The 21318-nt window shown below is 72.4% G+C and carries 19 protein-coding genes and 2 tRNA genes; 6 read left to right on the top strand and 15 right to left on the bottom strand.

All coding sequences use genetic code 11. The features are described 5' to 3' along the window. Positions 1 to 107: 107 nt before the first annotated feature. The 7 genes from ACWEJX_RS31720 to pgsA all read right to left on the bottom strand — a co-directional run bounded on the left by ACWEJX_RS31720 (position 108) and on the right by pgsA (position 5904). Positions 108 to 860, bottom strand: a complete 753-nt coding sequence (locus tag ACWEJX_RS31720; protein WP_319009839.1) for a YebC/PmpR family DNA-binding transcriptional regulator — start codon at positions 858 to 860, stop codon at positions 108 to 110. Between the two features lie 62 nt (positions 861 to 922). After that, positions 923 to 1513: a pyridoxal 5'-phosphate synthase glutaminase subunit PdxT gene (gene pdxT, locus ACWEJX_RS31715; protein WP_451610863.1), complete on the bottom strand. Its 591-nt coding sequence runs from the start codon at positions 1511 to 1513 to the stop codon at positions 923 to 925. Between the two features lie 5 nt (positions 1514 to 1518). After that, positions 1519 to 2433, bottom strand: a complete 915-nt coding sequence (pdxS, locus tag ACWEJX_RS31710; protein ID WP_403796817.1) for a pyridoxal 5'-phosphate synthase lyase subunit PdxS — start codon at positions 2431 to 2433, stop codon at positions 1519 to 1521. A 125-nt stretch (positions 2434 to 2558) separates the two neighbouring features. Then, on the bottom strand, positions 2559 to 3101 hold the full coding sequence (locus tag ACWEJX_RS31705; protein ID WP_451610862.1) for a hypothetical protein: 543 nt from the start codon (positions 3099 to 3101) through the stop codon (positions 2559 to 2561). 84 nt (positions 3102 to 3185) lie between these two features. Next, a complete protein-coding gene (locus ACWEJX_RS31700) occupies positions 3186 to 4343 on the bottom strand; it encodes a glycosyltransferase family 4 protein (RefSeq protein WP_451610861.1) in 1158 nt (385 codons plus the stop codon). Next, positions 4340 to 5236: a phosphatidylinositol mannoside acyltransferase gene (locus tag ACWEJX_RS31695; protein WP_451610870.1), complete on the bottom strand. Its 897-nt coding sequence runs from the start codon at positions 5234 to 5236 to the stop codon at positions 4340 to 4342. Before ACWEJX_RS31695 ends, ACWEJX_RS31700 begins: the two co-directional genes overlap by 4 nt. Before the next feature lie 8 nt (positions 5237 to 5244). Then, positions 5245 to 5904, bottom strand: a complete 660-nt coding sequence (gene pgsA, locus ACWEJX_RS31690) for a phosphatidylinositol phosphate synthase (protein WP_451610860.1) — start codon at positions 5902 to 5904, stop codon at positions 5245 to 5247. A 303-nt stretch (positions 5905 to 6207) separates the two neighbouring features. On the opposite strand from pgsA, the gene ACWEJX_RS31685 reads away from it, so the two are divergent. Both ACWEJX_RS31685 and ACWEJX_RS31680 read left to right on the top strand, forming a co-directional pair. After that, positions 6208 to 8415 (top strand): elongation factor G-like protein EF-G2, encoded by a 2208-nt coding sequence (locus ACWEJX_RS31685; RefSeq protein ID WP_451610859.1) that lies wholly within the window; start codon positions 6208 to 6210, stop codon positions 8413 to 8415. Between the two features lie 213 nt (positions 8416 to 8628). Beyond that, the gene (locus ACWEJX_RS31680) at positions 8629 to 10287 is read left to right on the top strand and encodes a hypothetical protein (RefSeq protein WP_451610858.1); all 1659 of its coding nucleotides are present in this window, start codon (positions 8629 to 8631) and stop codon (positions 10285 to 10287) included. A 95-nt stretch (positions 10288 to 10382) separates the two neighbouring features. Here ACWEJX_RS31680 and ACWEJX_RS31675 read toward each other — a convergent pair whose 3' ends face one another. Further along, positions 10383 to 10946, bottom strand: a complete 564-nt coding sequence (locus tag ACWEJX_RS31675; protein ID WP_451610857.1) for an HIT family protein — start codon at positions 10944 to 10946, stop codon at positions 10383 to 10385. 65 nt (positions 10947 to 11011) lie between these two features. Between ACWEJX_RS31675 and ACWEJX_RS31670 the strand changes: the two genes are divergently transcribed. Next, positions 11012 to 11710 (top strand): potassium channel family protein, encoded by a 699-nt coding sequence (locus tag ACWEJX_RS31670; protein WP_451610856.1) that lies wholly within the window; start codon positions 11012 to 11014, stop codon positions 11708 to 11710. 24 nt (positions 11711 to 11734) lie between these two features. Here ACWEJX_RS31670 and thrS read toward each other — a convergent pair whose 3' ends face one another. From thrS to ACWEJX_RS31655, 3 genes are all read right to left on the bottom strand, one after another. Further along, on the bottom strand, positions 11735 to 13711 hold the full coding sequence (gene thrS, locus ACWEJX_RS31665; RefSeq protein WP_451610855.1) for a threonine--tRNA ligase: 1977 nt from the start codon (positions 13709 to 13711) through the stop codon (positions 11735 to 11737). A gap of 112 nt (positions 13712 to 13823) precedes the next feature. Then, entirely contained in the window at positions 13824 to 15170 is a 1347-nt protein-coding gene (locus tag ACWEJX_RS31660) for a hypothetical protein (protein ID WP_451610854.1), read from the bottom strand. Further along, positions 15170 to 15751 carry a DUF4365 domain-containing protein gene (locus ACWEJX_RS31655; protein ID WP_451610853.1) on the bottom strand — a complete coding sequence of 194 codons (582 nt, stop codon included), beginning with the start codon at positions 15749 to 15751 and terminating at the stop codon, positions 15170 to 15172. Before ACWEJX_RS31655 ends, ACWEJX_RS31660 begins: the two co-directional genes overlap by 1 nt. Before the next feature lie 120 nt (positions 15752 to 15871). Here ACWEJX_RS31655 and ACWEJX_RS31650 point away from each other — a divergent pair, with 120 nt between their 5' ends. Then, positions 15872 to 16600: an exonuclease domain-containing protein gene (locus tag ACWEJX_RS31650; RefSeq protein ID WP_451610852.1), complete on the top strand. Its 729-nt coding sequence runs from the start codon at positions 15872 to 15874 to the stop codon at positions 16598 to 16600. Positions 16601 to 16657: 57 nt separating this feature from the next. On the opposite strand, the gene ACWEJX_RS31645 is transcribed toward ACWEJX_RS31650, so the two are convergent. Together ACWEJX_RS31645 and ACWEJX_RS31640 are read right to left on the bottom strand one after the other, a co-directional pair. Next, positions 16658 to 16729, bottom strand: a tRNA-Val gene (locus ACWEJX_RS31645). Between the two features lie 40 nt (positions 16730 to 16769). Further along, a complete protein-coding gene (locus ACWEJX_RS31640) occupies positions 16770 to 17234 on the bottom strand; it encodes an SRPBCC family protein (protein WP_451610851.1) in 465 nt (154 codons plus the stop codon). A gap of 82 nt (positions 17235 to 17316) precedes the next feature. Here ACWEJX_RS31640 and ACWEJX_RS31635 point away from each other — a divergent pair, with 82 nt between their 5' ends. Next, positions 17317 to 19890 (top strand): SCO7613 C-terminal domain-containing membrane protein, encoded by a 2574-nt coding sequence (locus ACWEJX_RS31635; RefSeq protein ID WP_451610850.1) that lies wholly within the window; start codon positions 17317 to 17319, stop codon positions 19888 to 19890. 88 nt (positions 19891 to 19978) lie between these two features. Here the strand turns inward: ACWEJX_RS31635 and ACWEJX_RS31630 are convergent. Then, positions 19979 to 20053 (bottom strand) — tRNA-Val (locus ACWEJX_RS31630). Between the two features lie 51 nt (positions 20054 to 20104). Beyond that, on the bottom strand, positions 20105 to 20560 hold the full coding sequence (locus ACWEJX_RS31625) for a TIGR02611 family protein (RefSeq protein ID WP_451610849.1): 456 nt from the start codon (positions 20558 to 20560) through the stop codon (positions 20105 to 20107). A 199-nt stretch (positions 20561 to 20759) separates the two neighbouring features. Between ACWEJX_RS31625 and ACWEJX_RS31620 the strand changes: the two genes are divergently transcribed. Then, positions 20760 to 21173 carry an SsgA family sporulation/cell division regulator gene (locus ACWEJX_RS31620; RefSeq protein WP_015032345.1) on the top strand — a complete coding sequence of 138 codons (414 nt, stop codon included), beginning with the start codon at positions 20760 to 20762 and terminating at the stop codon, positions 21171 to 21173. The last annotated feature ends 145 nt before the right edge of the window (positions 21174 to 21318 follow it).

Here is a 21318-nt window from a genome sequence, read left to right as displayed (position 1 = left end):
CTGTTTGTGCAGGCTATCGGCTGCCACTGACAACGCGTGACAACGCAGCGGGCCGACGGGATGTGTCCCCGTCGGCCCGCTGCAGGAAATCCGCGATCAGGTCGTGATCAGGCGTCGACCTTCTCCATGACCTCGTCGCTGACGTCGAAGTTGGCGAAGACGTTCTGCACGTCGTCGCTGTCCTCGAGGGCGTCGATCAGCTTGAACATCTTGCGCGCGCCCTCCTCGTCGAGCTCGACCTGCATGGTCGGGACGAAGCTGGACTCGGCCGAGTCGTAGTCGATGCCGGCCTCCTGGAGCGCGGTGCGGACCGCGACCAGGTCGGTGGCCTCGCTGATGACCTCGAAGCTCTCGCCGAGGTCGTTGACCTCCTCGGCGCCCGCGTCGAGCACGACCTCCAGGACGTCGTCCTCGGTCCGGTCGCCCTTGGGCAGCACGACGACGCCCTTGCGGTTGAACAGGTACGAGACGGAGCCCGGGTCGGCCATCGAGCCGCCGTTGCGGGTCATGGCGACACGCACGTCGGAGGCGGCGCGGTTGCGGTTGTCGGTGAGGCACTCGATGAGCACCGCGACACCGTTCGGGCCGTAGCCCTCGTACATGATCGTCGCGTAGTCGACGCCGCCGGCCTCGAGACCACCGCCGCGCTTGACCGCGGAGTCGATGTTCTTGTTCGGGACCGACTGCTTCTTCGCCTTCTGGATGGCGTCGAAGAGCGTCGGGTTGCCCTCGGGGTCGGCACCGCCGGTGCGGGCCGCGACCTCGATGTTCTTGATCAGCTTCGCGAAGAGCTTGCCGCGCTTGGCATCGATCACGGCCTTCTTGTGCTTCGTCGTAGCCCATTTAGAGTGGCCGGACATCTGCCTGTCTCCTTCGCGTAACCATTTTCTGAACGAACCCCAGAGATCCTACCGGGAACGGATCAGCGCTCGGCGCGCACCATGTCCACGAACAGGCCGTGGATCCGGTGGTCGCCGGTGAGCTCGGGGTGGAACGAGGTGGCGAGGGCCCTGCCCTGCCGCACGGCGACGATGTGGCCGCCGTGCTCGGCGAGCACCTCGACCTCGGCGCCGACGGACTCCACCCACGGCGCACGGATGAAGACGCCCTCGACGGGGGTGTCTATTCCGGCGACGGTGACGCCCGCCTCGAAGGACTCGTTCTGCCGCCCGAAGGCGTTGCGGCGCACGATCATGTCGATGCCGCCGAAGGTCTCCTGGCCCGAGCGCGGGTCGAGGATCTTGTCGGCGAGCATGATCAGGCCGGCGCAGGTGCCGTAGACGGGCATGCCCGCGGCGATCCGCTCACGCAGCGGCTCCATCAGGCCGAACAGCACGGCCAGCTTGGAGATGGTGGTGGACTCGCCACCGGGGATGACCAGGCCGTCGACCTCGGCGAGCTCCTCGGGGCGCCGGACCGGCCTGGCCACGGCGTCAGCCGCGGCCAGGGCGATCAGGTGCTCCCGTACGTCGCCCTGGAGGGCCAGGACACCAATGACGGGAGTGTGGCTCATGGTGCTTACCAGCCGCGCTTCGCGTAGCGCTCGGCCTCGGGCAGGGTGTCGCAGTTGATGCCGACCATGGCCTCGCCCAGGTTGCGGGAGGCGTCCGCGATGACCTTCGGGTCGTCGAAGAAGGTGGTGGCCTTCACGATGGCGGCGGCGCGCTTGGCCGGGTCGCCCGACTTGAAGATGCCGGAGCCGACGAAGACGCCCTCGGCGCCGAGCTGGCGCATCAGCGCGGCGTCGGCCGGGGTGGCGACGCCACCGGCGGAGAACAGCACGACCGGGAGCTTGCCGAGCTCGGCGACCTCCTTGACGAGCTCGTACGGGGCGCGCAGCTCCTTGGCGGCCGCGTACAGCTCGTTGTTGTCGAGGGCGCGCAGCTGGCCGATCTCGTTCTTGATCTGACGCAGGTGGCGGACGGCCTCGACGACGTTGCCGGTGCCGGCCTCGCCCTTGGAGCGGATCATGGCCGCGCCCTCGGCGATGCGGCGCAGGGCCTCGCCCAGGTTGGTGGCGCCACAGACGAAGGGGGTGGTGAAGGCCCACTTGTCGGAGTGGTTGATCTCGTCGGCCGGGGTGAGGACCTCGGACTCGTCGATGTAGTCGACGCCGAGGGACTGCAGGACCTGGGCCTCGACGAAGTGGCCGATGCGGGACTTGGCCATGACCGGGATGGAGACGGCCTCGATGATCTCTTCGATCATGTTCGGGTCGGACATGCGGGCCACGCCGCCGTCCTTGCGGATGTCGGCCGGGACCCGCTCCAGGGCCATGACGGCCACGGCGCCCGCGTCCTCGGCGATCTTCGCCTGCTCGGCGTTGACGACGTCCATGATCACGCCGCCCTTGAGCTGCTCGGCCATGCCGCGCTTGACGCGGGCGGTGCCGGTCTCGGGGGACTGGACGTTGGTGGAAGGCGTGGTGGACACGGGGTACCTCACTCGTGACAACGGGGTTGACGACTAGAGCGAGGAAACAGGCCACGGCCGGTCCACATCAAGGGCCAATGCGGACCCGGTGGCTCGTTTTGGCTCGTTACGAAGGCGGAGGGCCGTCAGGCCGGGCGATCCGCAAGGGCGACGGGCGCTTCGTCGTCCATTTCGAAGGCCATGGGGAACGGGGCGTGACCGGCCAGCCGGAACCAGCGGACCGTGCGGTGCCGGCGCAGCGCCCGCGCGGCCCGTACGGCGTCGTTGTGGAACCGCCGGGCCATCGGCACCCGGCGCACGGCCGCCGCGAGCTCCCCCGCGGCCTCCTCGCCGCCCGGCGCCTGCCGCAGGACGTCCACCTGCTCCGGCTCCCCGAACACCGCCCGCAGCGCCTGGCTGAGCTCGCTCTCCGCGACCTCCCGCTGGTCCTCCTCGGCCTGCCGGGCCGCGTGCGCCGCCTCGTACAGCACGATCGACGCGGCCGGGTCGAGGATCCCCGACGTGGCGAGCTCCTGGGTGACCGAGGCGCGACGCAGCAACTGCGCGTCGAGCGCGGCGCGGGCCGCGTCGATGCGGGTGTGGAGGCGGTCGAGGCGGCCGGCGGTCCAGCTCAGATAGACGCCGACGAGGATCAGCGCCACGACGGTCCAGATCAGTGTTTCGGTCACGGGCGCACAGGCTACCGGGCGGTGCCCGGCGGCCCGTCGACTCCACCACGGCCCCCGCCCCGCGCCCGTCCCCGGCGCGCCGCCCTACAGGCCCAGCCGCGCCCGCAGCCCGCCGCCCGTCCGTTCGTCCGTCGCCACCGACGCCGCGCCGTCCGTCACCGTCTCGTACACCGCGAGGATGTCCGAGCCGACCGTGGACCAGTCGAAGCGGCGGACGTGCGCCGAGCCGCGCTCGCCGAGTTCGGTGCGGCGGGCCTTGTCGCCGAGGAGACGGATCGCGCGGTCGGCGAGGTCGTCGGCGTCCTCGTTGGCGAAGAGCTCGCCGGCCGCGCCCTGGTCGAGGACCTGGGCGAAGGCGTCCAGGTCGGCGGCGAGCACCGGCGCGCCCGCGGACAGCGCCTCCACCAGGATGATGCCGAAGCTCTCGCCGCCCGTGTTGGGAGCGACGTACACGTCGACGCTGCGCAGCAGGCGCGCCTTGTCCTCGTCGCTGACCATGCCGAGGAACTCGACGCGCGAACGCATCTCGGCGGGCAGGGAGGCGACGGCCTCCTCCTCGTCGCCGCGGCCGGCGACGAGCAGCCGGGTGGCCGGGCGCTCGGTCAGGATCTTCGGCAGGGCGCGCATCAGGACGGGCAGACCCTTGCGCGGCTCGTCGATCCGCCCGATGAAGCCGAGGGTCTCCCCCTGCCACTCCTTCTTCGGCTCGGCGCGGGCGAAGAAGTCGACGTCGACGCCGTTGGGGATGACGACGGCGTCGCCGCCGAGGTGCTCGACCAGGGTCCGCCGGGCGTACTCGCTGACGGCGATCCGCGCGCTGATCTTCTCCAGGGCCGGCTGCAGGATCGGGTAGGCGGCGATCATCGCCCGCGAGCGCGGGTTGGAGGTGTGGAAGGTGGCCACGATGGGGCCCTGCGCCGCCCAGCAGGTGAGCAGCCCGAGCGACGGGGAGGTCGGCTCGTGGATGTGGACGACGTCGAAGGTGCCGTCGTGCAGCCAGCGCCGGACCCGCGCGGCGGAGAGGAAGCCGAAGTTGAGGCGGGCGACGGAGCCGTTGTACGGCACGGGCACGGCGCGCCCGGCGGAGACGACGTACGGCGGCAGCGGCGTGTCGTCGTCGGCGGGCGCGAGGACGGAGACCTCGTGACCCAGCCGGATCAGGTGCTCCGCGAGGTCGCGGATGTGGAACTGGACGCCGCCCGGCACGTCCCAGGAGTACGGGCAGACGATGCCGATCCTCAAGAGCGGTTCGCCTCCAGGTCCGCCAGCCACAGCCGCTGGAGCATGTGCCAGTCCTCCGGGTGGTCCGCGATGCCGCCGGCGAACGCGTCGGCGAGGGCCTGTGTCATGACAGACGTCTTCTCGGCGCGCGTGCCCGACTCGGGCACCTCGACCGGCGCGTGGACACGGCCCTGCATGACGTCGCTGTCGTCGTACCAGAGCGTCACCGGCAGCAGCAGCGCCCCGGTCTGCTGGGCGAGCATCGCGGGCCCGGCGGGCATCCGCGCCCTCTCGCCGAAGAAGTCCACCTCGACGCCGGAGGCGGACAGGTCGCGGTCGGCGACCAGGCAGACGAGCCCGCCGGCCCGCAGCCGCCGTGCCAGGGTACCGAAGGCGGCGCCGCCGGTGTGCGGCAGGACCTCCATGCCGAGCGACTCGCGGTAGGCGACGAACCGGTCGAACAGCGTCTCGGGCTTCAGCCGCTCCGCGACGGTGGTGAAGGGCACGCCGAGCGCCCGGGTCACCCACACGCCCGCGAGGTCGTAGTTGGCCATGTGCGGCAGCGCGAGTATGACGCCCTTGCCGGCCGCGAGCCCGTCGGTCAGGTGGTGGACGTCCTTGGGGTCGAAGCTGTTCGCCGCCCGTTCCCCGCTCCAGGTGGGCAGCCGGAAGGACTCCATCCAGTAGCGCATGTACGAGCGCATGCCGGCCTTCGACAGCTCCTGGAGGCGCGCCGGCGTCGGGTCCGGCACGACCCGCGCGAGGTTGGCCTCCAGGCGCAGCACGCCCTTGCCGCGCCGCTTCCACGCGGTGTCGGCGATCCGCCGGCCGAGGCCCTTGGCCACCGGCTCGGGCAGCTTCTTCACGGTGGCCCAGCCGAGCCCGTAAAGACCGTCCGTCAGCTTCTCCCGCATGCCGCCGCTCACGACGTCGCCTCACTCCCCCGGGCGGCGGCGTCCGCCTCCGCCGCTTCCCTGCGTACCGTCACGACCCGCTGTCCGAGGGTCACCGCCGAGCCGACCGCCACGATCCACAGGGCGATGGGCAGAAGCACCTGGATGCCGGGCACACCGAACGTGTGCAGACCGGCGAGACCGGCCGCGACCAGCGAGATCACCAGCCGCTCGGCCCGCTCGACCAGGCCGTTGACGGCGACCGGCAGGCCGATCGACTCGCCGCGCGCCTTGGTGTACGACACCACCTGGCCGGCGGCCAGGCAGAAGATCGACACGGCGCACAGGACGTTGTCGTCGCCCTTGCCCGCGTACCAGAGCGCGAAGCCGCCGAAGATCGCCCCGTCGGCGACCCGGTCCAGCGTCGAGTCGAGGAAGGCGCCCCAGCGGCTGGAGATGCCGGCCTGCCGCGCCATGTTGCCGTCCACGAGGTCCGAGAAGACGAACAGCGTGATGACGATCGTGCCCCAGAAGAACTCTCCGCGCGGGAAGAAGACCAGCGCGCCGGCCACCACCCCGGCGGTGCCGATGAGCGTGACGGTGTCGGGGCTGACGCCCCGGCGGAGCAGAAACGCGGCGAACGGTGTGAGGACACGCGTGAAAAACGCACGCGCGTACTTGTTCAGCATGGCCTTGTGGCCTTCCCGAGGTTCATGGGCCGCGCGGCCCCTACGACCACCGGCTCGCCCATCGTAGCCACGCGGGCCCCGACCGGAGCGGCGGCACCCGGGAACGGCTCGCAGGAACGCCGCCCGGCCGCCGCCGGGCCGCCGGGCGTACGACGTATGGACGCACCGTGACGTCGGTGCAAAGCTCGAAGGACGACCGCGGGCGTCACCGGAGCCGCACGCGACACGCGCCACACCGGGCCGTCCTCGCGCTCCCCGCGCCCGCGCCGCCACCTCACCGTGCGAACAGTCGGGAGGAACATCATGGGCGACAAGGCGAACCCCCACTCCGGAGCCGCCGGCAGGGCTCCAACGGCCGACCAGCCCTCGGCCGTACGGAACGTGGTGCTGGTCGGCCACAGCGGATCGGGCAAGACGACCCTCGTCGAGGCCCTGGCCCAGACCGCGGGCGCGGTCAACCGGGCCGGGCGCGTCGAGGACGGCGGCACCGTCTCGGACTACGACGAGATCGAGCACCGCCAGCAGCGTTCCGTACAGCTCTCGCTCGTCCCCGTCGAATGGGACGGCTGCAAGATCAATCTTCTGGACACCCCCGGATACGCCGACTTCGTCGGGGAGCTGAGGGCCGGTCTGCGCGCGGCGGACGCGGCCCTCTTCGTCGTCTCGGCGGCCCAGGAGCCCGACGCGCTCGTCGGCTCGACCCGCGCCGTGTGGGAGGAGTGCGCGGCCGTCGGCATGCCCCGGGCGATCGTCGTCACCCATCTCGACACGGCCCGCACCGACTACACCCGGCTCACGGAGATCCTGGCCTCGCTCTTCGGCGGCGACGACCCCGACGCCGTGCTCCCGCTCTACCTGCCCGTGCGCGGCGCCGAGGCCGCCGACGGGCACGCCCCGGCCACCGGCCTGGTGGGGCTGCTCACCGAGCGGGTCTTCGACTACACCACGGGCGTACGACGGGAGGATCCGCCCGACGAGACGCAGCGGCCGCTGATCGCCGAGTCCCGGGCCCGGCTCATCGAGGGGATCATCGCCGAGAGCGAGGACGAGACCCTCATGGACCGCTATCTCGGCGGCGAGGACATCGACCTCAAGACGCTCGTCGACGACCTGGAGAAGGCGGTCGCACGCGGCACCTTCCACCCGGTGCTCGCCGCCGCCCCCGCGTCGGACGGCGGCAAACAGGGCCTCGGCACGGTCGAGCTCCTCGAACTCATCACGGGCGGATTCCCCACCCCGCTGGAGCGCGAGGCGCCGGCCGTCACCACGCCCGGGGGCGCGTCCCGCCCGGCGGTGGTCTGCGACCCGGACGGGCCGCTGGTCGCCGAGGTCGTGAAGACCTCCTCCGACCCGTACGTGGGCCGGATCTCGCTGGTCCGGGTCTTCTCCGGCACGCTGCGGCCCGACGAGACCGTGCACGTGTCCGGCCACGGGCTCACCGACCGCGGGCACGAGGACCACGACGTCGACGAACGGGTGGGCGCGCTCACCTCCCCGTTCGGCAAACAGCAGCGCGCCCTCGCCCACGCCGTGGCCGGCGACCTCGCCTGCGTGGCCAAACTGGGCCGCGCCGAGACCGGCGACACGCTCTCCTCCAAGGACGCGCCGCTCCTGATGGAGCCGTGGTCCATGCCGGAGCCGCTGCTGCCACTGGCGATCGAGGCGCACAGCAAGGCCGACGAGGACCGGCTCTCGCAGGGCCTCGCCCGGCTCGTCGCCGAGGACCCGACCATGCGGCTCGAACAGAACCAGGACACCCACCAGGTGGTGCTCTGGTGCCTGGGCGAGGCGCACGCCGACGTGGCCCTGGAGCGACTGCGCGGCCGGTACGGCGTGCAGGTCGACACCGTGCCGCACAAGGTGTCGCTGCGCGAGACCTTCGGCACCGCCTCCGCCGGCCGCGGCCGGCACGTCAAGCAGTCCGGCGGCCACGGCCAGTACGCCATCTGCGAGATCGACGTCGAACCGCTGCCGCCGGGCAGCGGCATCGAGTTCGTCGACAAGGTCGTCGGCGGCGCCGTCCCGCGCCAGTTCATCCCCTCCGTCGAGAAGGGCATCCGCAGCCAGGCGGCCAAGGGAGTCGCCGCCGGATACCCGCTGGTCGACATCCGGGTCACCCTGCGCGACGGCAAGGCGCACTCGGTGGACTCCTCCGACGCGGCCTTCCAGACCGCCGGAGCCCTCGCCCTGCGCGAGGCAGCCGCGGACGTGCCGATCCACCTCCTGGAACCCGTCGCGGAGGTGACCGTGCTCGTCCCGGACGACTACGTCGGCCCGGTGATGAGCGACCTGTCCGGGCGGCGCGGCCGGGTCGTCGGCACCGAACAGGTCGGCCCCGGCCGCACCCTGGTGCGCGCCGAGGTCCCGGAGATCGAGATCGGGCGCTACGCGATCGACCTGCGCTCCGTTTCGCACGGCACCGGAAGCTTCGACCGTACGTACGCCCGGCACGAGCCGATGCCCGCCCACCTCGCCGACAAGATCCGCGAACAGGCGGAAAAGGGCGCCTGATCCGGCCCGTACCGCAGCGTGCGGAGCCGACCCTGACGGACCGACAGCCGATGCCGCCCGCCCAACTCCCCTCCGGCGGGCGGCATTCGGCCATTCGGTCGTCCGGGCCCGCGCCCGTGACGCATCCGTCGTCGCCCGGTTACGCTGTGGTGCCCAGCTCAGAAGGTGTGCGGGGCGCGGCGGTTGGGAACAGCCCGCACAGGAACCGTGGCAATGGGGGCGGCAGTGACGATCGGCAGTTTCGGACCCGGGGCACAGATCCCCCTGCAGGGCTCGGACGCACAGACGGCGGCGACCTTTGCCCTCGCCTCCGCCGCGTACCGCGACAGCCCCGTCGAGACGATCCTGGAAGCCAACAACGAGTGGCACAAGACGACGGTCAAAGAAGGCAAATGGGCCAAGCTGTTCCGACCCGACCTCGGTGAGGCGTTCTCCCGCGCCGTCCAGGTACGGATGCTCGGCGGCGCCCGCAAACCGCTCATCCAGTCCTTCGGCGCCGAACCCCAGCCGGTCGTCGAGCACTGCCTCGCGGCCACCCGCATCCGCAAGCAGCGCGACATCAAACTGACCCTGGTCACCGTCGTCTTCGGTGTGCTGTTCCTGCCGGGACTGCTGCTCTGGCTCGGCGTCATCCAGCTCCGCCGCACGGTCGCCGGGAACGAGAACAGGCGCACCAGCGCCCTCGGCACCACCCTGCTCGCCGCCGCCGGCCTCTTCGCCCTGCTCGTCCTGCTCAAGCTGCCCTTCGACGGACTGCTGCCCAACTACCTGCGCGCCATGATCGTCGCCCCCGTCGTCGGCTGGTTCCTGGCCCGGCGCATCTGCGAGACCACCGCCGTCGACCTGCGCGACCGCTGGACCGGTCTGCTCAGCGGCGGCGGCGTCGGCGCCGCCATCCCCGAGGCCGTACCGAAGGACCCCACCGAGAAAACCGCCGAGGAACTCCGCGTCAACCTGGAGAAGCTCACCGCCGAGCAGCAGTCCAACGTCGTCTTCTACGCCGGCCCCAAGGGAATACTGGGCATGGGCACCCGCTGGGGCAGCTGGACCCTCGCCGAGGAGCTGTTCCCCCAGAACGGCAAGGAGATCCACGACTTCCGCGCCTGGGACGTCGTCCGCAAGATCCACACCGAGCTCACCCTGCTCGAACGCGGCTCGCTCAAGACCGGCTTCCCCAAGCCCACCGTCAAGCACTGGATCGTCTCCCCCGTCGGCGAGGGCGCCGACGAGGTCGCCCGCCCCGAGGGCGAGAACATCGTCCACTACCAGGTGAAGCCGCACGAGATACAGCGCATCTGCAACGACCAGCAGTTCGGCAGCGGCAACCGCCACTACCTGGGCGTCCAGTTCACGCTGTGGGACGGCCAGCTCGTCCTCACCATGATGGTGACGGTCACCTCGCTCCACCACACCCTGCGCGTCGAGGTCACCGGCCACGCCCTCGGCCCGGTGCACGGCCTGTTCACGACGAAGCCGAAGGCGAAGACGAAGGAGGTCTCCAAGACCGTCAGGTTCTGGGAGACCCGCGAGATCAAACTGCCGCTGACCGACACCGACGACGTCGTCCGTCAGGCCGTGCGCGCCCCGCTCACCTGGTTCCCGCCGATCCTCGACTTCCTCGGCGGCAAGCTCGTCCTGCCCGAGCCCTTCGGCCTGCGCCACGCCTGGGCCGGCCAGCCCTGGCGGCACCGCTTCATGGCCGACGACGCCATCCGCGCCGCCACGCCAGTGCTGCGCGCGGTCCACGCCGCGACCATCAAGGTGCTCGACGAGCACGGGGTGGACACGGAGAAGTTCAGCGCCCGCTCGCTGGTGCTGAGCGGCGGGATCCAGGATCCGGGCCCGAAGAAGGCGGACATCTACGACGCGTAGGCGTCGCAGGGGACACGAAGTGCGGGATGCGAAATGCGGGATCCAATATCTCGGATATCGGATCCCGCATTTCGCATCCCGCAGACTGCTGCCGATCAGATACCGGCCGGCCAGGCGTCCGCCAGCATCTTCCGCGTGTCCGCCAGCAGCTGCGGCAGCACCTTCGTGTGCCCGACCACCGGCATGAAGTTCGTGTCCCCGCCCCAGCGCGGCACCACGTGCTGGTGCAGATGCGCGGCGATCCCGGCACCCGCCACCGAGCCCTGGTTCATCCCGATGTTGAACCCGTGCGCCCCCGAAGCCGCCCGCAGCGCCACCATCGCCCGCTTGGTGAACTCCGCCAGCTCCGAGGTCTCGTCCGCGTCCAGGTCGGTGTAGTCCGCGACATGCCGGTACGGGACCACCATCAGGTGCCCGCCGTTGTACGGGTACAGGTTGAGCACCGCGTACACGCTCGCGCCCCGCGCGATCACCAGACCGTCCTCGTCCGACTTCGCCGGGATCGTGCAGAAGGGACAGCCGTCCTCGGCGCCCGGCCCGGTCGGCTTGTTCTCGCCCTGGATGTACGCCATCCGGTGAGGCGTCCACAGGCGCTGGAACGCGTCCTGCGTCCCCACTCCGATCTGCTGCTCCGGCTCAGTCGTCATGCTGTGCAGCATATTGCGTCGCCCGTTCGGAACGTGTCGCCGGGGCGGAAGATCCGTGCACGGGCCATGCTGATCGGATGAGCGACAGTCCGCCGACACCTCCGCGACAGGAACGCTGGGACCGGCGCATGGAGACCCCGCTGGCCGTGGCCTCCCTGGTCTACCTCGGCGCGTACGCGGTCCGCGTCCTGGTCCACGACCTGCCCGACATCTGGCGCGACCTGTGCCTGGCGCTCACCTTCGGCGCCTGGGCCGTCTTCGTCGTCGACTACGCCGTACGCCTCCGGCTCAGCGGCCAGGGCCCGTGGCGCTTCGTGCGCGGGCACTTCCTCGACACCGTCGTCCTCCTGCTGCCCCTGCTGCGCCCACTGCGCGTGGTGCGCCTCTACGACCGGATGCAGCGTCGCCACGACCAGCCCCGGCTGACCCTCTACGCCCGCGTCATGGCGTACGCGGGCCTGACGACGGTCCTGATCGGCTTCTCGGGCGCGCTCGTCGTCTACCAGGCCGAGTACGGCGCCCCCGGCGCGACGATCCGCACCTTCGGCGACTCGGTGTGGTGGGCCTGCTCCACCCTCGCGACGGTGGGCTACGGCGACGTGACCCCGGTGACCCCGCTGGGCCGCGTTGTGGCGGTGGGCCTGATGGTCGGCGGACTCGCGCTGCTCGGGGCGGTGACGGGTTCGTTCTCGTCCTGGCTGATCCAGGTGTTCACGCGGGAGGACGAGCGGGAGGACGGGAAGAGGCCCCCGGGGGGATCCCCGGGGGCCTCCTGACCTGCTCGTGAGTCCGTCAGGTCATCAGACCTGGACGCGGCGCTCCACCACGTCGGCGAGCTTCGCCAGCGCGTCCTCGCGCGGGATGCCGTTCTCCTGCGAACCGTCGCGGTAGCGGAAGGAGACCGTGCCGGCGCTCATGTCGTCGTCACCAACGATGATCATGAACGGCACCTTGAGCTTCTGGTGGTTCCTGATCTTCTTCTGCATCCGGTCCGAGGAGGCGTCCACCTCGACCCGCAGGCCCTTCTTCTTCGCCTCGGCGGCGAACTCCTGCAGGTACTCGATGTGCGCGTCGCCGATCGGGATGCCGACCGCCTGGACCGGGGCCAGCCAGGGCGGCATGGCGCCCGCGTAGTGCTCCAGGAGCACGGCGAAGAAGCGCTCGATCGAGCCGAACAGCGCGCGGTGGATCATGACCGGGCGCTGGCGGGAGCCGTCCGGCGCGGTGTACTCCAGGTTGAAGCGCTCCGGCAGGTTGAAGTCGAGCTGCACGGTCGACATCTGCCAGGTACGGCCGATGGCGTCGCGCGCCTGCACGGAGATCTTCGGGCCGTAGAACGCGGCGCCGCCCGGGTCGGGGGTCAGCGGGAGGCCCTGCTTCTCTGCGACCTGCTGGAGGACCGAGGTGGCCTCCTCCCAGACCTCGTCCGAGCCGACGAACTTCTCCGGGTCCTTGGTGGACAGCTCCAGGTAGAAGTCGGTCAGACCGTAGTCGCGCAGCAGGTTGAGCACGAAGGTGAGGGTCCGGTCGAGCTCCTCGGCCATCTGCTCGCGGGTGCAGTAGATGTGCGCGTCGTCCTGGGTGAAGCCACGGGCGCGGGTCAGGCCGTGCACGACGCCGGACTTCTCGTACCGGTACACGGTGCCGAACTCGAACAGACGCAGGGGCAGCTCACGGTAGCTGCGCCCGCGCGCGTCGAAGATCAGGTTGTGCATCGGGCAGTTCATGGGCTTGAGGTAGTAGTCCGTACCACCGTCGAGCTGCATGGGGGGGTACATGCCCTCGGCGTACCAGTCCAGGTGGCCGCTCTTCTCGAAGAGGGCGCCCTTGGTGGCGTGCGGCGAGTAGACGAACTCGTAGCCCTCTTCCTCGTGCCGCTTGCGGCTGTAGTCCTCCATGACCCGGCGGATGATGCCGCCCTTGGGGTGGAAGACGGCGAGGCCGGAGCCGATCTCGTCCGGGATGGAGAAGAGGTCGAGCTCGTTGCCGAGCTTGCGGTGGTCGCGCTTCTCGGCCTCGGCGAGGAAGTCGAGGTGTGCCTTCAGCTCCTCCTTCGACGGCCACGCGGTGCCGTAGATGCGCTGGAGCATCGGGTTCTTCTCGCTGCCGCGCCAGTAGGCGGCGGCGTTGCGCATCAGCTTGAACGCCGGGATGTTCCGGGTCGTGGGCAGGTGCGGGCCTCGGCAGAGGTCCTTCCAGCACAGCTCGCCGGTCTTCGCGTCCAGGTTGTCGTAGATGGTCAGCTCGCCGCCGCCCACCTCGACGTTCGCGCCGTCGTCGGTCGAGGCCGAGCCCTTGATGCCGATGAGCTCCAGCTTGTACGGCTCGTCGGCGAGCTCCTCGCGGGCCGCCTCGTCCGTGACGACGCGGCGGGCGAACTTCTGCCCGCGCTTCTGGATCTCCTGCATCTTCTTCTCGATGGCCTTGAGATCCTCGGGCGTGAACGGCTTCGCCACGTCGAAGTCGTAGTAGAAGCCGTCCCGGACCGGCGGGCCGATGCCCAGCTTGGCCTCGGGGAAGATCTCCTGCACGGCCTGGGCCATGACGTGCGCGGTGGAGTGGCGCAGGATGTTGAGGCCGTCCTCGGAGGAGATCTCCACGCCCTCGACGACGTCGCCCTCGGCGAGCTCGTACGACAGGTCCTTCAGCTCGCCCGCGACACGGGCGGCGATGACGGTGCGGTCGTCGGCGAACAGGGCGCCGGCCGTGGTGCCCGCGCTCACCGTCCTCTCCTCTGGCCCGGAGGCGGACTGGACGGTCACACGGACTTCAGACACGGGTGCTCCATACATAGGGGCGCAGGCAGACACGAGGTGCCGGCGCCGGCGGTGCGCGGCAGAGACGAGGTGCCGCGCAAGCCTTGATCCTACCCGGGGCCCGTGTCGCCGCTCAGTCCTCGGCGGGCCCGCACGCCTCCTCGAAGACGTCGAGGTTCTCCTGGAGCGATTTCATCAGCCGGTCCCGTTCCGCGTCGTCCACCTGCACCGGTACGACCTCGCTCGCGTCCGTCAGGCGCCGGAAGCCGCCGCGGCTCTCGAGCCGGCCGACGACCCGGATCGGGAGGCCGACGAGGTGCGCGTGGCCGGCGGTGCGGTAGCCCTCCTCGTCGAGGGTGACGCGGACGTGGCCGACCTCGGCGCCGGCCAGGACGCGCAGCCGTACGGTGCCCTCGCCGCGCGGGCCGGAGCGGCGCATGCGGACGACGGTGCCGGTGATGCGTACGGGTACGGAGGGCTCGCCGGCCCGGTAGCGGGCGCCGGCCTCGCGCAGCGCGGGCAGGTCACCGGGCGAGAACTCGACGGGCTCGGGGCGGGCCGCGCAGCCCTCGGGGACGCCGGCGGCCGGGGACCATTCCAGGGCGATGCTGGCGCCCTCGGTACCGCGCACGAGCGCGACGAGCGCGTCGGTGAGCTCGCGGCTGACGCCGGCCTCGACGGCGGTGTCGAACGCCTCCATGCCGCCGGTGGCGCGCCGGTAGTCGACGGCCTCGCGGGCCGCGTACAGGGCGTGGTAGAGCCGCACCGAGACGGCGCGGCCGGGGTCGACCGGCAGGAAGGCGGTCAGTCCGCGGCCGCCGGGCGCCGCGCCGACGACGACGGACTCCAGGGAGGCCTGGGCCTGCCGCCGGTGCCGGGCGCCGTGGTAGCCGGCGCGGCCGCGGACGGCGAGCGCGCCGGCCAGGAGCACTCCGCGGGCGGCGGATCTGAGCTGTTCCTGCACGGGCCAGGGCACCGTCCCGGCCGGGCCCGGCGGCACGTCGCGCCACCAGCGGATCTCGTCGCTGGGCACGGTGAGGCCGGTGAGGACCTCGCGGGCGGAGGGCGCGGCGCTGCGGGCGAGGGCGGTGAGGGCCTCGCCGATCAGGTCCTCGCAGTCGGGGAAGGCGCGGCTGTCCGGGACGAGGAGGCTGGTGCCGCGACTGCCGGCCTCGGGTCCCGGCGGGCTCCAGCGGCTGTAGCGGCCGGGGGCGCCGCCGCGGCGCCGCCAGCCGTGCCGGGCGAGCAGCGCGCCGAGGACCCGCGGGTCGACGCGGCCGGGGTCGGGGGTGTCGCCCGCGTCGGCCCAGGGCCCGCGCGGTGCGGCGGGGACGCCGGTCCAGTGCCCGGGGAGTTCGCCGGGCGCGGGGTGGGGGCGAAAGGGCGGGGACGAGGGTGGTGGTGCGGGGCGGGCGGGCGGGAGCACGGGGCCGGTGCCGTGGCCGGCACCGTTCTCGGGTTCGTCGATCGGCCGGTGCATCAGGGTCTCCCTCCCACGCCGACCCGCGCCATGATCTCGCAGAGCGCCCGGTCGTCGAAGATCCGCGTCGTCGGGATGCGCACGGTGGTCCGGTGGCGTCCCGTGACCGGGTGGCCGGCCAGGTTGATCCAGTAGCAGCAGTGCCGCAGGTCGAGCCGGTCGTGGTCGGCCCTGAGCCAGTCCTCGCGGTCCCGGGGCACGAGCATCACGACCAGGATCTTGTGGACGGCGACCGGGGTGCGGGCGAGCTTCACCAGGTGCTCGTTGTCGAGCGTGAACGAGAAGGAGCCCGGCCCGTCCCGGGGCGCCGCCGTCCGGGGCGGTATCTGGTAGGTGCATTTCAGCTGCACCTTGATGGTGACCTCGTCGTCGACGGTGTGGTCCGGTGCGCTGTGGCTGACGTGCCAGTCGATGCCGTTGTCCGGGAACGGCTGCGAGAGCGAGCAGCCGGCCGCCGCCGCGACCGCGTGGAGGTATCCGACCTGGAGGGTCTCCATGCAGGCGGTGGTGGCGAGTGAGCCGCGCAGCGGTGCTGCCCGCTGGGACGGCAGCCCTCCCGATTCCGGCTGGGCGAGCGCCATGTCAATGTCCTTCCCCGTCACCTCTGTTGTGACCGGTCCGCGTACGGCGCAAACAGCCCGGGTATCAACGATTCGGGCAGGGGGATGGCCATCTGCCGCGCACGTGCGAGGAGTTCGGGGATGACGACGCACTGGTACGAGGGGCCCCTGGCCGCATTCGACACGGAGACCACGGGAGTGGACGTCGAGCAGGACCGCATCGTGTCCGCCGCGCTCGTCGTCCAGGACGCGGCGGGCATGCGTCCGCGGGTGACGCGCTGGCTGGTGAATCCGGGCATACCGGTGCCGCCGGAGGCCACGGCCGTGCACGGCCTGACGGACGATCACCTCCAGCGGAACGGGCGGTGGCCGTCGCCGGTGGTGGAGGAGCTGGCCCGGGCGATAGCCGAACAGAGCGCGGCGGGACGCCCGTTGGTGGTCATGAACGCGCCGTTCGACCTGACGATCCTCGACCGCGAGCTGCGTCGCCATCGCGCGTCCTCGCTGGGCCGCTATCTGGAGCACGCGCCGCTGTGCGTGCTCGACCCGCGGGTCCTGGACAAGCACCTGGACCGGTACCGCAAGGGCCGGCGGACGCTGGCGGACCTGTGCGAGCACTACGAGGTACTGCTCGACGGCGCGCACGACGCGGCGGCGGACGCGCGGGCGGCGATGGAGGTCGTACGGGCGGTGGGGCGGCGGTTCGCCTCGCGGCTCGAGCGGCTGACGCCGGCCGAGCTGCACACGCTCCAGTCCGTGTGGCACGCGGCGCAGGCGCGGGGACTGCAGGCGTGGTTCGCGCGGCAGGGCACCCCGGAGACGGTGGACCCGGCGTGGCCGCTGCGTCCGGAGCTGCGGACGGCGGCGTGATCCCGGGTCAGAAACAGCTGAGGCCGGTCCGTCTTCTGACGGACCGGCCTCTCCCGGTGGGCGATACTGGGATCGAACCAGTGACCCCTTCGGTGTGAACGAAGTGCTCTCCCGCTGAGCTAATCGCCCGGGCAACGGGTGAAACCATACAGGCCCTCGCGCCCTTCGTTCAAACCGACGGTGCCGGGCGGCGCAGGTGGGCGGCGAGCCCGCGGCGGCCGCCGCGCATCATCAGGGCGTGGTTGGCGCGGAACAGCGGCCGGCCGGGGACGGCGAGGGCGCGCATGAGCGGATTCCTGACGTCGACCTCCTGCTCGTGGAGCACGCGGGTGCCGGTGCCGCCGGGCTGGGCGGTGAGCGTCCAGCGGGCCCAGCCCTCCAGGTCGCCGCGGAGCGTGATCTCCAGGACGCCGGCGGCGGGGTCGCGGCGCCGGGCCTCGGCGGTGACGTGGAGGTCGTACGGGAGGAGGGAGCGGAAACGGGCGGTGCCGGTGCGCTCGTCGTGCGGGACGACTTCGCGGACCTGGGGCCACCACAGGGGGTACTCCTCGGCGCGTTCCAGGACGGCGTAGACGGCGTCGGGCGGGGCCGTGAGGCGCCAGACGGTGCGGAAGCGGTAGTGGCACCAGTCCATGGGGCCAGTGTGGGCTACTCAGGGCCGGATCTGAGTATCCGCGCGCATTCCCCGGCGGTGTGTCCGGGGCCACACTCCGGTCATGGATTCCTCCCTGCCTCCCGCGGAAGAGCTGGTGCTCGTCGACCGCGAACTGGCCCGACTCGACGCCCGCCGGGCGCAGTTGTTGCTCCGCCGTGACTGGCTGCTGCGGGTGATCGGCTCGCAGGTGCCGGCCCTCGGGTCGGCGCACCCGTCGGCGACACCCTGGCCCGCGGCCGTGCCGCCCCGTGCGGAGGCGACGCCGCGCAGCACGCAGAACGTGCTCCTGACGCTCGGCGGGGTGCTGCTCACGGTCGCGGCGCTGGTGTTCACGCTGGTCAGCTGGGGGACGATGGGCATCGGCGGCCGGGCGGCCGTGCTCGCGGTGGTGACCTCGGGCGCGCTCGGCGCACCGGCCCTGCTGCTGCGCCGGGGGCTCGCGTCGACGGCGGAGGCGGTGGCGGCGCTGGGCCTGGTCCTGACGGTCCTCGACGCGTACGCGCTGCACCGGGTGGCGCTGGCGGACACGGGCGGTCTGGCGTACACGGCGGCGGCGTCGGCGGTCCTGGCCGGAGTGTGGGCGGGGTACGGCTCGGCCCTGACGCGGCTGCGGGTGCCGGTCCCGGCGGCGGTGGTCGCGGCCCAACTGCCGCTGCCCCTCGGGGTGCTGGCCGCCGGTGGCGGTGTGCTGCCGGTGGCGTGGGCGGCGCTCGTGACGGCTGTGCTCGACCTGGTGCTGGTCCTGTTCACGACGCCGCTCGCGCCGCGGGTGACGGCGGGTGCCGGCGCGGCCGGTCTGGGCGGCTGGGCGTTCCTCACCGGCCTGGCCCTTTCGCTCTCGTCCCCGCTGCGGGGCGCGCCGCTGCTGCTCGCCTGCGCCGGGGTGCTCGGGTACCTCGCGGTGCGCCGGCCGCGTTCGGGTCTCGCCTCGGCCACGGGGGCCGGTCTGGCGGGGATCGCGGCGGTGGGTGGTCTGCTGCGTGCGGTGGCGCCGGAGGCATGGATCATGCCCGGGTACGCGCTGTGCGCGGTGCTTCTGGCGGGGGCGGCGTGGCGGCTGCTCGCGGGGGTGCCGGCGCTGCGGAACGGGTTCGCGCTCGCGGGGGCCGGGACGCTCGGTCTGGCCGTCGCGTGGGCGCTGCCGCCGGTCGTGGTCGGTCTGGTGGGGCCGCTGGCGCGGACGACGGACGTCTGGTCGGGTGCGCACGCCGGGCGGGCGCTGTCCGGTTATCCGGCGACCTCGCTCCTGGTGCTGCTGCTCGCGGCCGGCGCCCTCGCGGCGGTGCCGCGCCGGTGGGGCCGCTGGGGCGCCGTCGCGGTGGGCTGGGCGCTGCTGGTCGGTCTGCCGGTGTCCCTGGACCTGCCGTACGGGGCGACGCTCGCGGTCCAGCTCGTGGCGACGGCGACGGGACTGACGCTGTCGGTGCGCCCGGGGGTCCTGGCGCGCGGCCTGACCGGGCCCGAGGCGTCCGAGGCCCCTGAGGCGTCCGAGGCCCCTGCGGCTTCTGCGGCGTCCGATGCCCCCGCGGCTTCTGCGGCTTCTGACGCCCCTGCGGCTCCTGCGGCTTCTCAGGCTTCCGGGGCGGCGGCACAGGGCGTGTCCGGACCGTGGCCGGGCTGGGGGCCGCGAGTCGGAGCTTCCGTCTCCCGGACGGCGGAGCCGGAGGCGGTCGTGGCGTGGCTCGGCCTCGGGTGCGGCCTCGCCGCCGGGCTGTCGGCGGTGGCGCTGGGGCTCGACACGCGGGTGGCGACGTTCACGGTGCTCGGGGTGCTCGCGGTGCTGCTCTGCGGGGTCGCGGTGTACGGGGCCGGGGCGCGGCGCCTGGCCGGGGCGAGCGCGGCGGTGCTCGCGGTGGCCGGTCTCGTCGGGGCGGGTGCGGCGGCCGGGGATGCGGGCGCGGCGGTGAGCGGCCTGGTGCTGCTTGCCGTGCCGGCGGGGGCGGCGGCGGTCGGGGCGCGCCTGCGGCGCCACCCGGTGGCCGTGGCGGTGGAGGCGACGGGTGCCGCGGTGGGGCTGTGCGGTCTCGGGCTCGGTGCGGCCGCGGGGCGGCCCGCGCTGCTCGCGCTCGGGCTCGGCCTGGCCGGCGTGATCGCGTCGGCGACGGCGCTGCGGGCGGAGCGGCGCACGGTGGCCGGGGCGACGGCGGTGGTGCTGTTCGTGCTCGCCGCGTGGGTGCGCCTGGCGGTCTGGGGCGTCGTGGCGCCGGAGGCGTACGCGCTGCCGGTGACCGTCCCGGCCCTGGCGGTGGGCGTGCTGCGGCGCCGCCGCGATGCGGAGGCCTCGTCCTGGACGGCGTACGGGCCGGGGCTGGCGGTCACGCTGGTGCCGAGTCTCTTCGCGGCCTGGACGGACGGGCACTGGGTGCGTCCGCTGCTGCTCGGGCTGGCGGCGCTCGCGGTGACGCTGCTCGGTGCGCGGTTCCGGCTGCAGGCGCTGCTGGTGCTCGGCGGTGCGGTGCTCGCCCTGGACGGGCTGCACGAGCTGGCGCCGTACGTGGTGCAGGTGGTGGGCGCGCTGCCGCGCTGGCTGCCGCCGGCCCTGGCGGGGCTGCTGCTGCTCGCGGTGGGGGCGACGTACGAGCAGCGGCTGCGCGACGCCCGCCGGCTGCGGGAGCGGCTGGGGAGGATGCGCTGACGCGGGCGGGTCGCGGCCTCGGCCGCGGCCCGGCGGCGGGAACGCCGAAGGCCCGGAGACGTGATCGTCTCCGGGCCTTCGGTCCGGGTGGTGGGCGATACTGGGTTCGAACCAGTGACCTCTTCGGTGTGAACGAAGCGCTCTCCCACTGAGCTAATCGCCCGGGCGCACCGCAAACATTACCGCATGTCAGCGGGGCTCCCGAACCACCTCGTCACTCGTCGATCTTCCACGGCATGACGAAGCCGAACTTCCAGAGGTAGACGCCCACCAGCACGGCCACGATCGCCAGGCCGATGCTGGTGAGGATGATGTTCCGGCGCCGGACCTTGGGGTCGAGGGCGCGCTGGGCGGCCTCGGTGACCTTCCGCTTGGTCCAGCGGAGCACCAGCTGGGCCCAGACGAACTCGGTGGCCCAGATCGCCATGCCGGCGAAGATCACCAGCCAGCCGGGGCCGGGCAGCGGCAGCATCACGATGCCGGCGCCGACCACGGCGAGTCCGACGACGAAGACGCCGACCTGCCAGCTCACGTGCAGGGTCCGGCGCGCCTTGATGAACTCGGGGGCCCGGGACCCCAGCGGCGCTTCCTCGCTGCGCTCCGGCTTCTCCTCGCCGGCCGCCCCGCCCGCCTCGGGCTCCCCCGCCCGCTCGTCACTGTCCGCATTCATGAGTCCCAACCTACCGGAACGCCCCATCCGTCGCGGCCTACTGAAATGGCGGTATTACCCAAAGTTACACACCGCCGAACGAGCTACCTGAACGATCACAAAACAGACAGAGGGGTTTACAACGGCACCGTAGGTGGCATGTCGATTTCGCCGACGTGCGAATCCCCGAGCGCACACTGAGCGAAAGGCCCTGGCGCTTATGAACACCACGGTCAGCTGCGAGCTGCACCTGCGCCTCGTTGTGTCGAGCGAGTCCTCACTGCCTGTACCCGCGGGCCTGCGGTATGACACGGCCGATCCGTATGCCGTGCACGCCACCTTCCACACCGGAGCCGAGGAGACGGTCGAGTGGGTCTTCGCCCGCGACCTTCTCGCCGAGGGGCTGCACCGGCCCACCGGCACGGGCGACGTCCGGGTCTGGCCGTCCCGAAGCCACGGTCAGGGAGTCGTCTGCATCGCACTGAGTTCCCCCGAGGGCGAAGCCCTGCTCGAGGCCCCGGCGAGGGCCCTGGAGTCGTTCCTGAAGCGGACCGACGCCGCGGTGCCACCGGGCACCGAGCACCGGCACTTCGACCTCGACACGGAGCTCTCCCACATCCTGGCCGACAGCTGAGCCAGCCCGAGAGCCGCACGGCGCCGTCCGACTCGGGGCGACGGCGCCGCGCGGGCAACCGCTTACGCCTTCCCATCGGCGCCCTCCACCGCGCACCCGGCGCGGCGGGGGGCGGCGCTGCCCGGTTGCGGGGGGCGCGAGAGTG

The sequence above is a fragment of the Streptomyces sp. NPDC004788 genome, assembly GCF_053601115.1.
The sequence above is the reverse complement of the archived record's forward strand: the minus strand, read 5'-3'. Positions and strand labels throughout refer to the sequence as shown.

What these genes read in the sequence shown, in the direction of transcription:
- ACWEJX_RS31720 (WP_319009839.1), bottom strand. Translation starts at nt 860, where the DNA reads ATGTCCGGCCACTCTAAATGGGCTACGACGAAGCACAAGAAGGCCGTG.
- pdxT (WP_451610863.1), bottom strand. Translation starts at nt 1,513, where the DNA reads ATGAGCCACACTCCCGTCATTGGTGTCCTGGCCCTCCAGGGCGACGTA.
- ACWEJX_RS31695 (WP_451610870.1), bottom strand. Translation starts at nt 5,236, where the DNA reads ATGCGGGAGAAGCTGACGGACGGTCTTTACGGGCTCGGCTGGGCCACC.
- pgsA (WP_451610860.1), bottom strand. Translation starts at nt 5,904, where the DNA reads ATGCTGAACAAGTACGCGCGTGCGTTTTTCACGCGTGTCCTCACACCG.
- ACWEJX_RS31685 (WP_451610859.1), top strand. Translation starts at nt 6,208, where the DNA reads ATGGGCGACAAGGCGAACCCCCACTCCGGAGCCGCCGGCAGGGCTCCA.
- ACWEJX_RS31680 (WP_451610858.1), top strand. Translation starts at nt 8,629, where the DNA reads ATGGGGGCGGCAGTGACGATCGGCAGTTTCGGACCCGGGGCACAGATC.
- ACWEJX_RS31675 (WP_451610857.1), bottom strand. Translation starts at nt 10,946, where the DNA reads ATGCTGCACAGCATGACGACTGAGCCGGAGCAGCAGATCGGAGTGGGG.
- ACWEJX_RS31670 (WP_451610856.1), top strand. Translation starts at nt 11,012, where the DNA reads ATGAGCGACAGTCCGCCGACACCTCCGCGACAGGAACGCTGGGACCGG.
- ACWEJX_RS31660 (WP_451610854.1), bottom strand. Translation starts at nt 15,170, where the DNA reads ATGCACCGGCCGATCGACGAACCCGAGAACGGTGCCGGCCACGGCACC.
- ACWEJX_RS31655 (WP_451610853.1), bottom strand. Translation starts at nt 15,751, where the DNA reads ATGGCGCTCGCCCAGCCGGAATCGGGAGGGCTGCCGTCCCAGCGGGCA.
- ACWEJX_RS31650 (WP_451610852.1), top strand. Translation starts at nt 15,872, where the DNA reads ATGACGACGCACTGGTACGAGGGGCCCCTGGCCGCATTCGACACGGAG.
- ACWEJX_RS31640 (WP_451610851.1), bottom strand. Translation starts at nt 17,234, where the DNA reads ATGGACTGGTGCCACTACCGCTTCCGCACCGTCTGGCGCCTCACGGCC.
- ACWEJX_RS31635 (WP_451610850.1), top strand. Translation starts at nt 17,317, where the DNA reads ATGGATTCCTCCCTGCCTCCCGCGGAAGAGCTGGTGCTCGTCGACCGC.
- ACWEJX_RS31625 (WP_451610849.1), bottom strand. Translation starts at nt 20,560, where the DNA reads ATGAATGCGGACAGTGACGAGCGGGCGGGGGAGCCCGAGGCGGGCGGG.
- ACWEJX_RS31620 (WP_015032345.1), top strand. Translation starts at nt 20,760, where the DNA reads ATGAACACCACGGTCAGCTGCGAGCTGCACCTGCGCCTCGTTGTGTCG.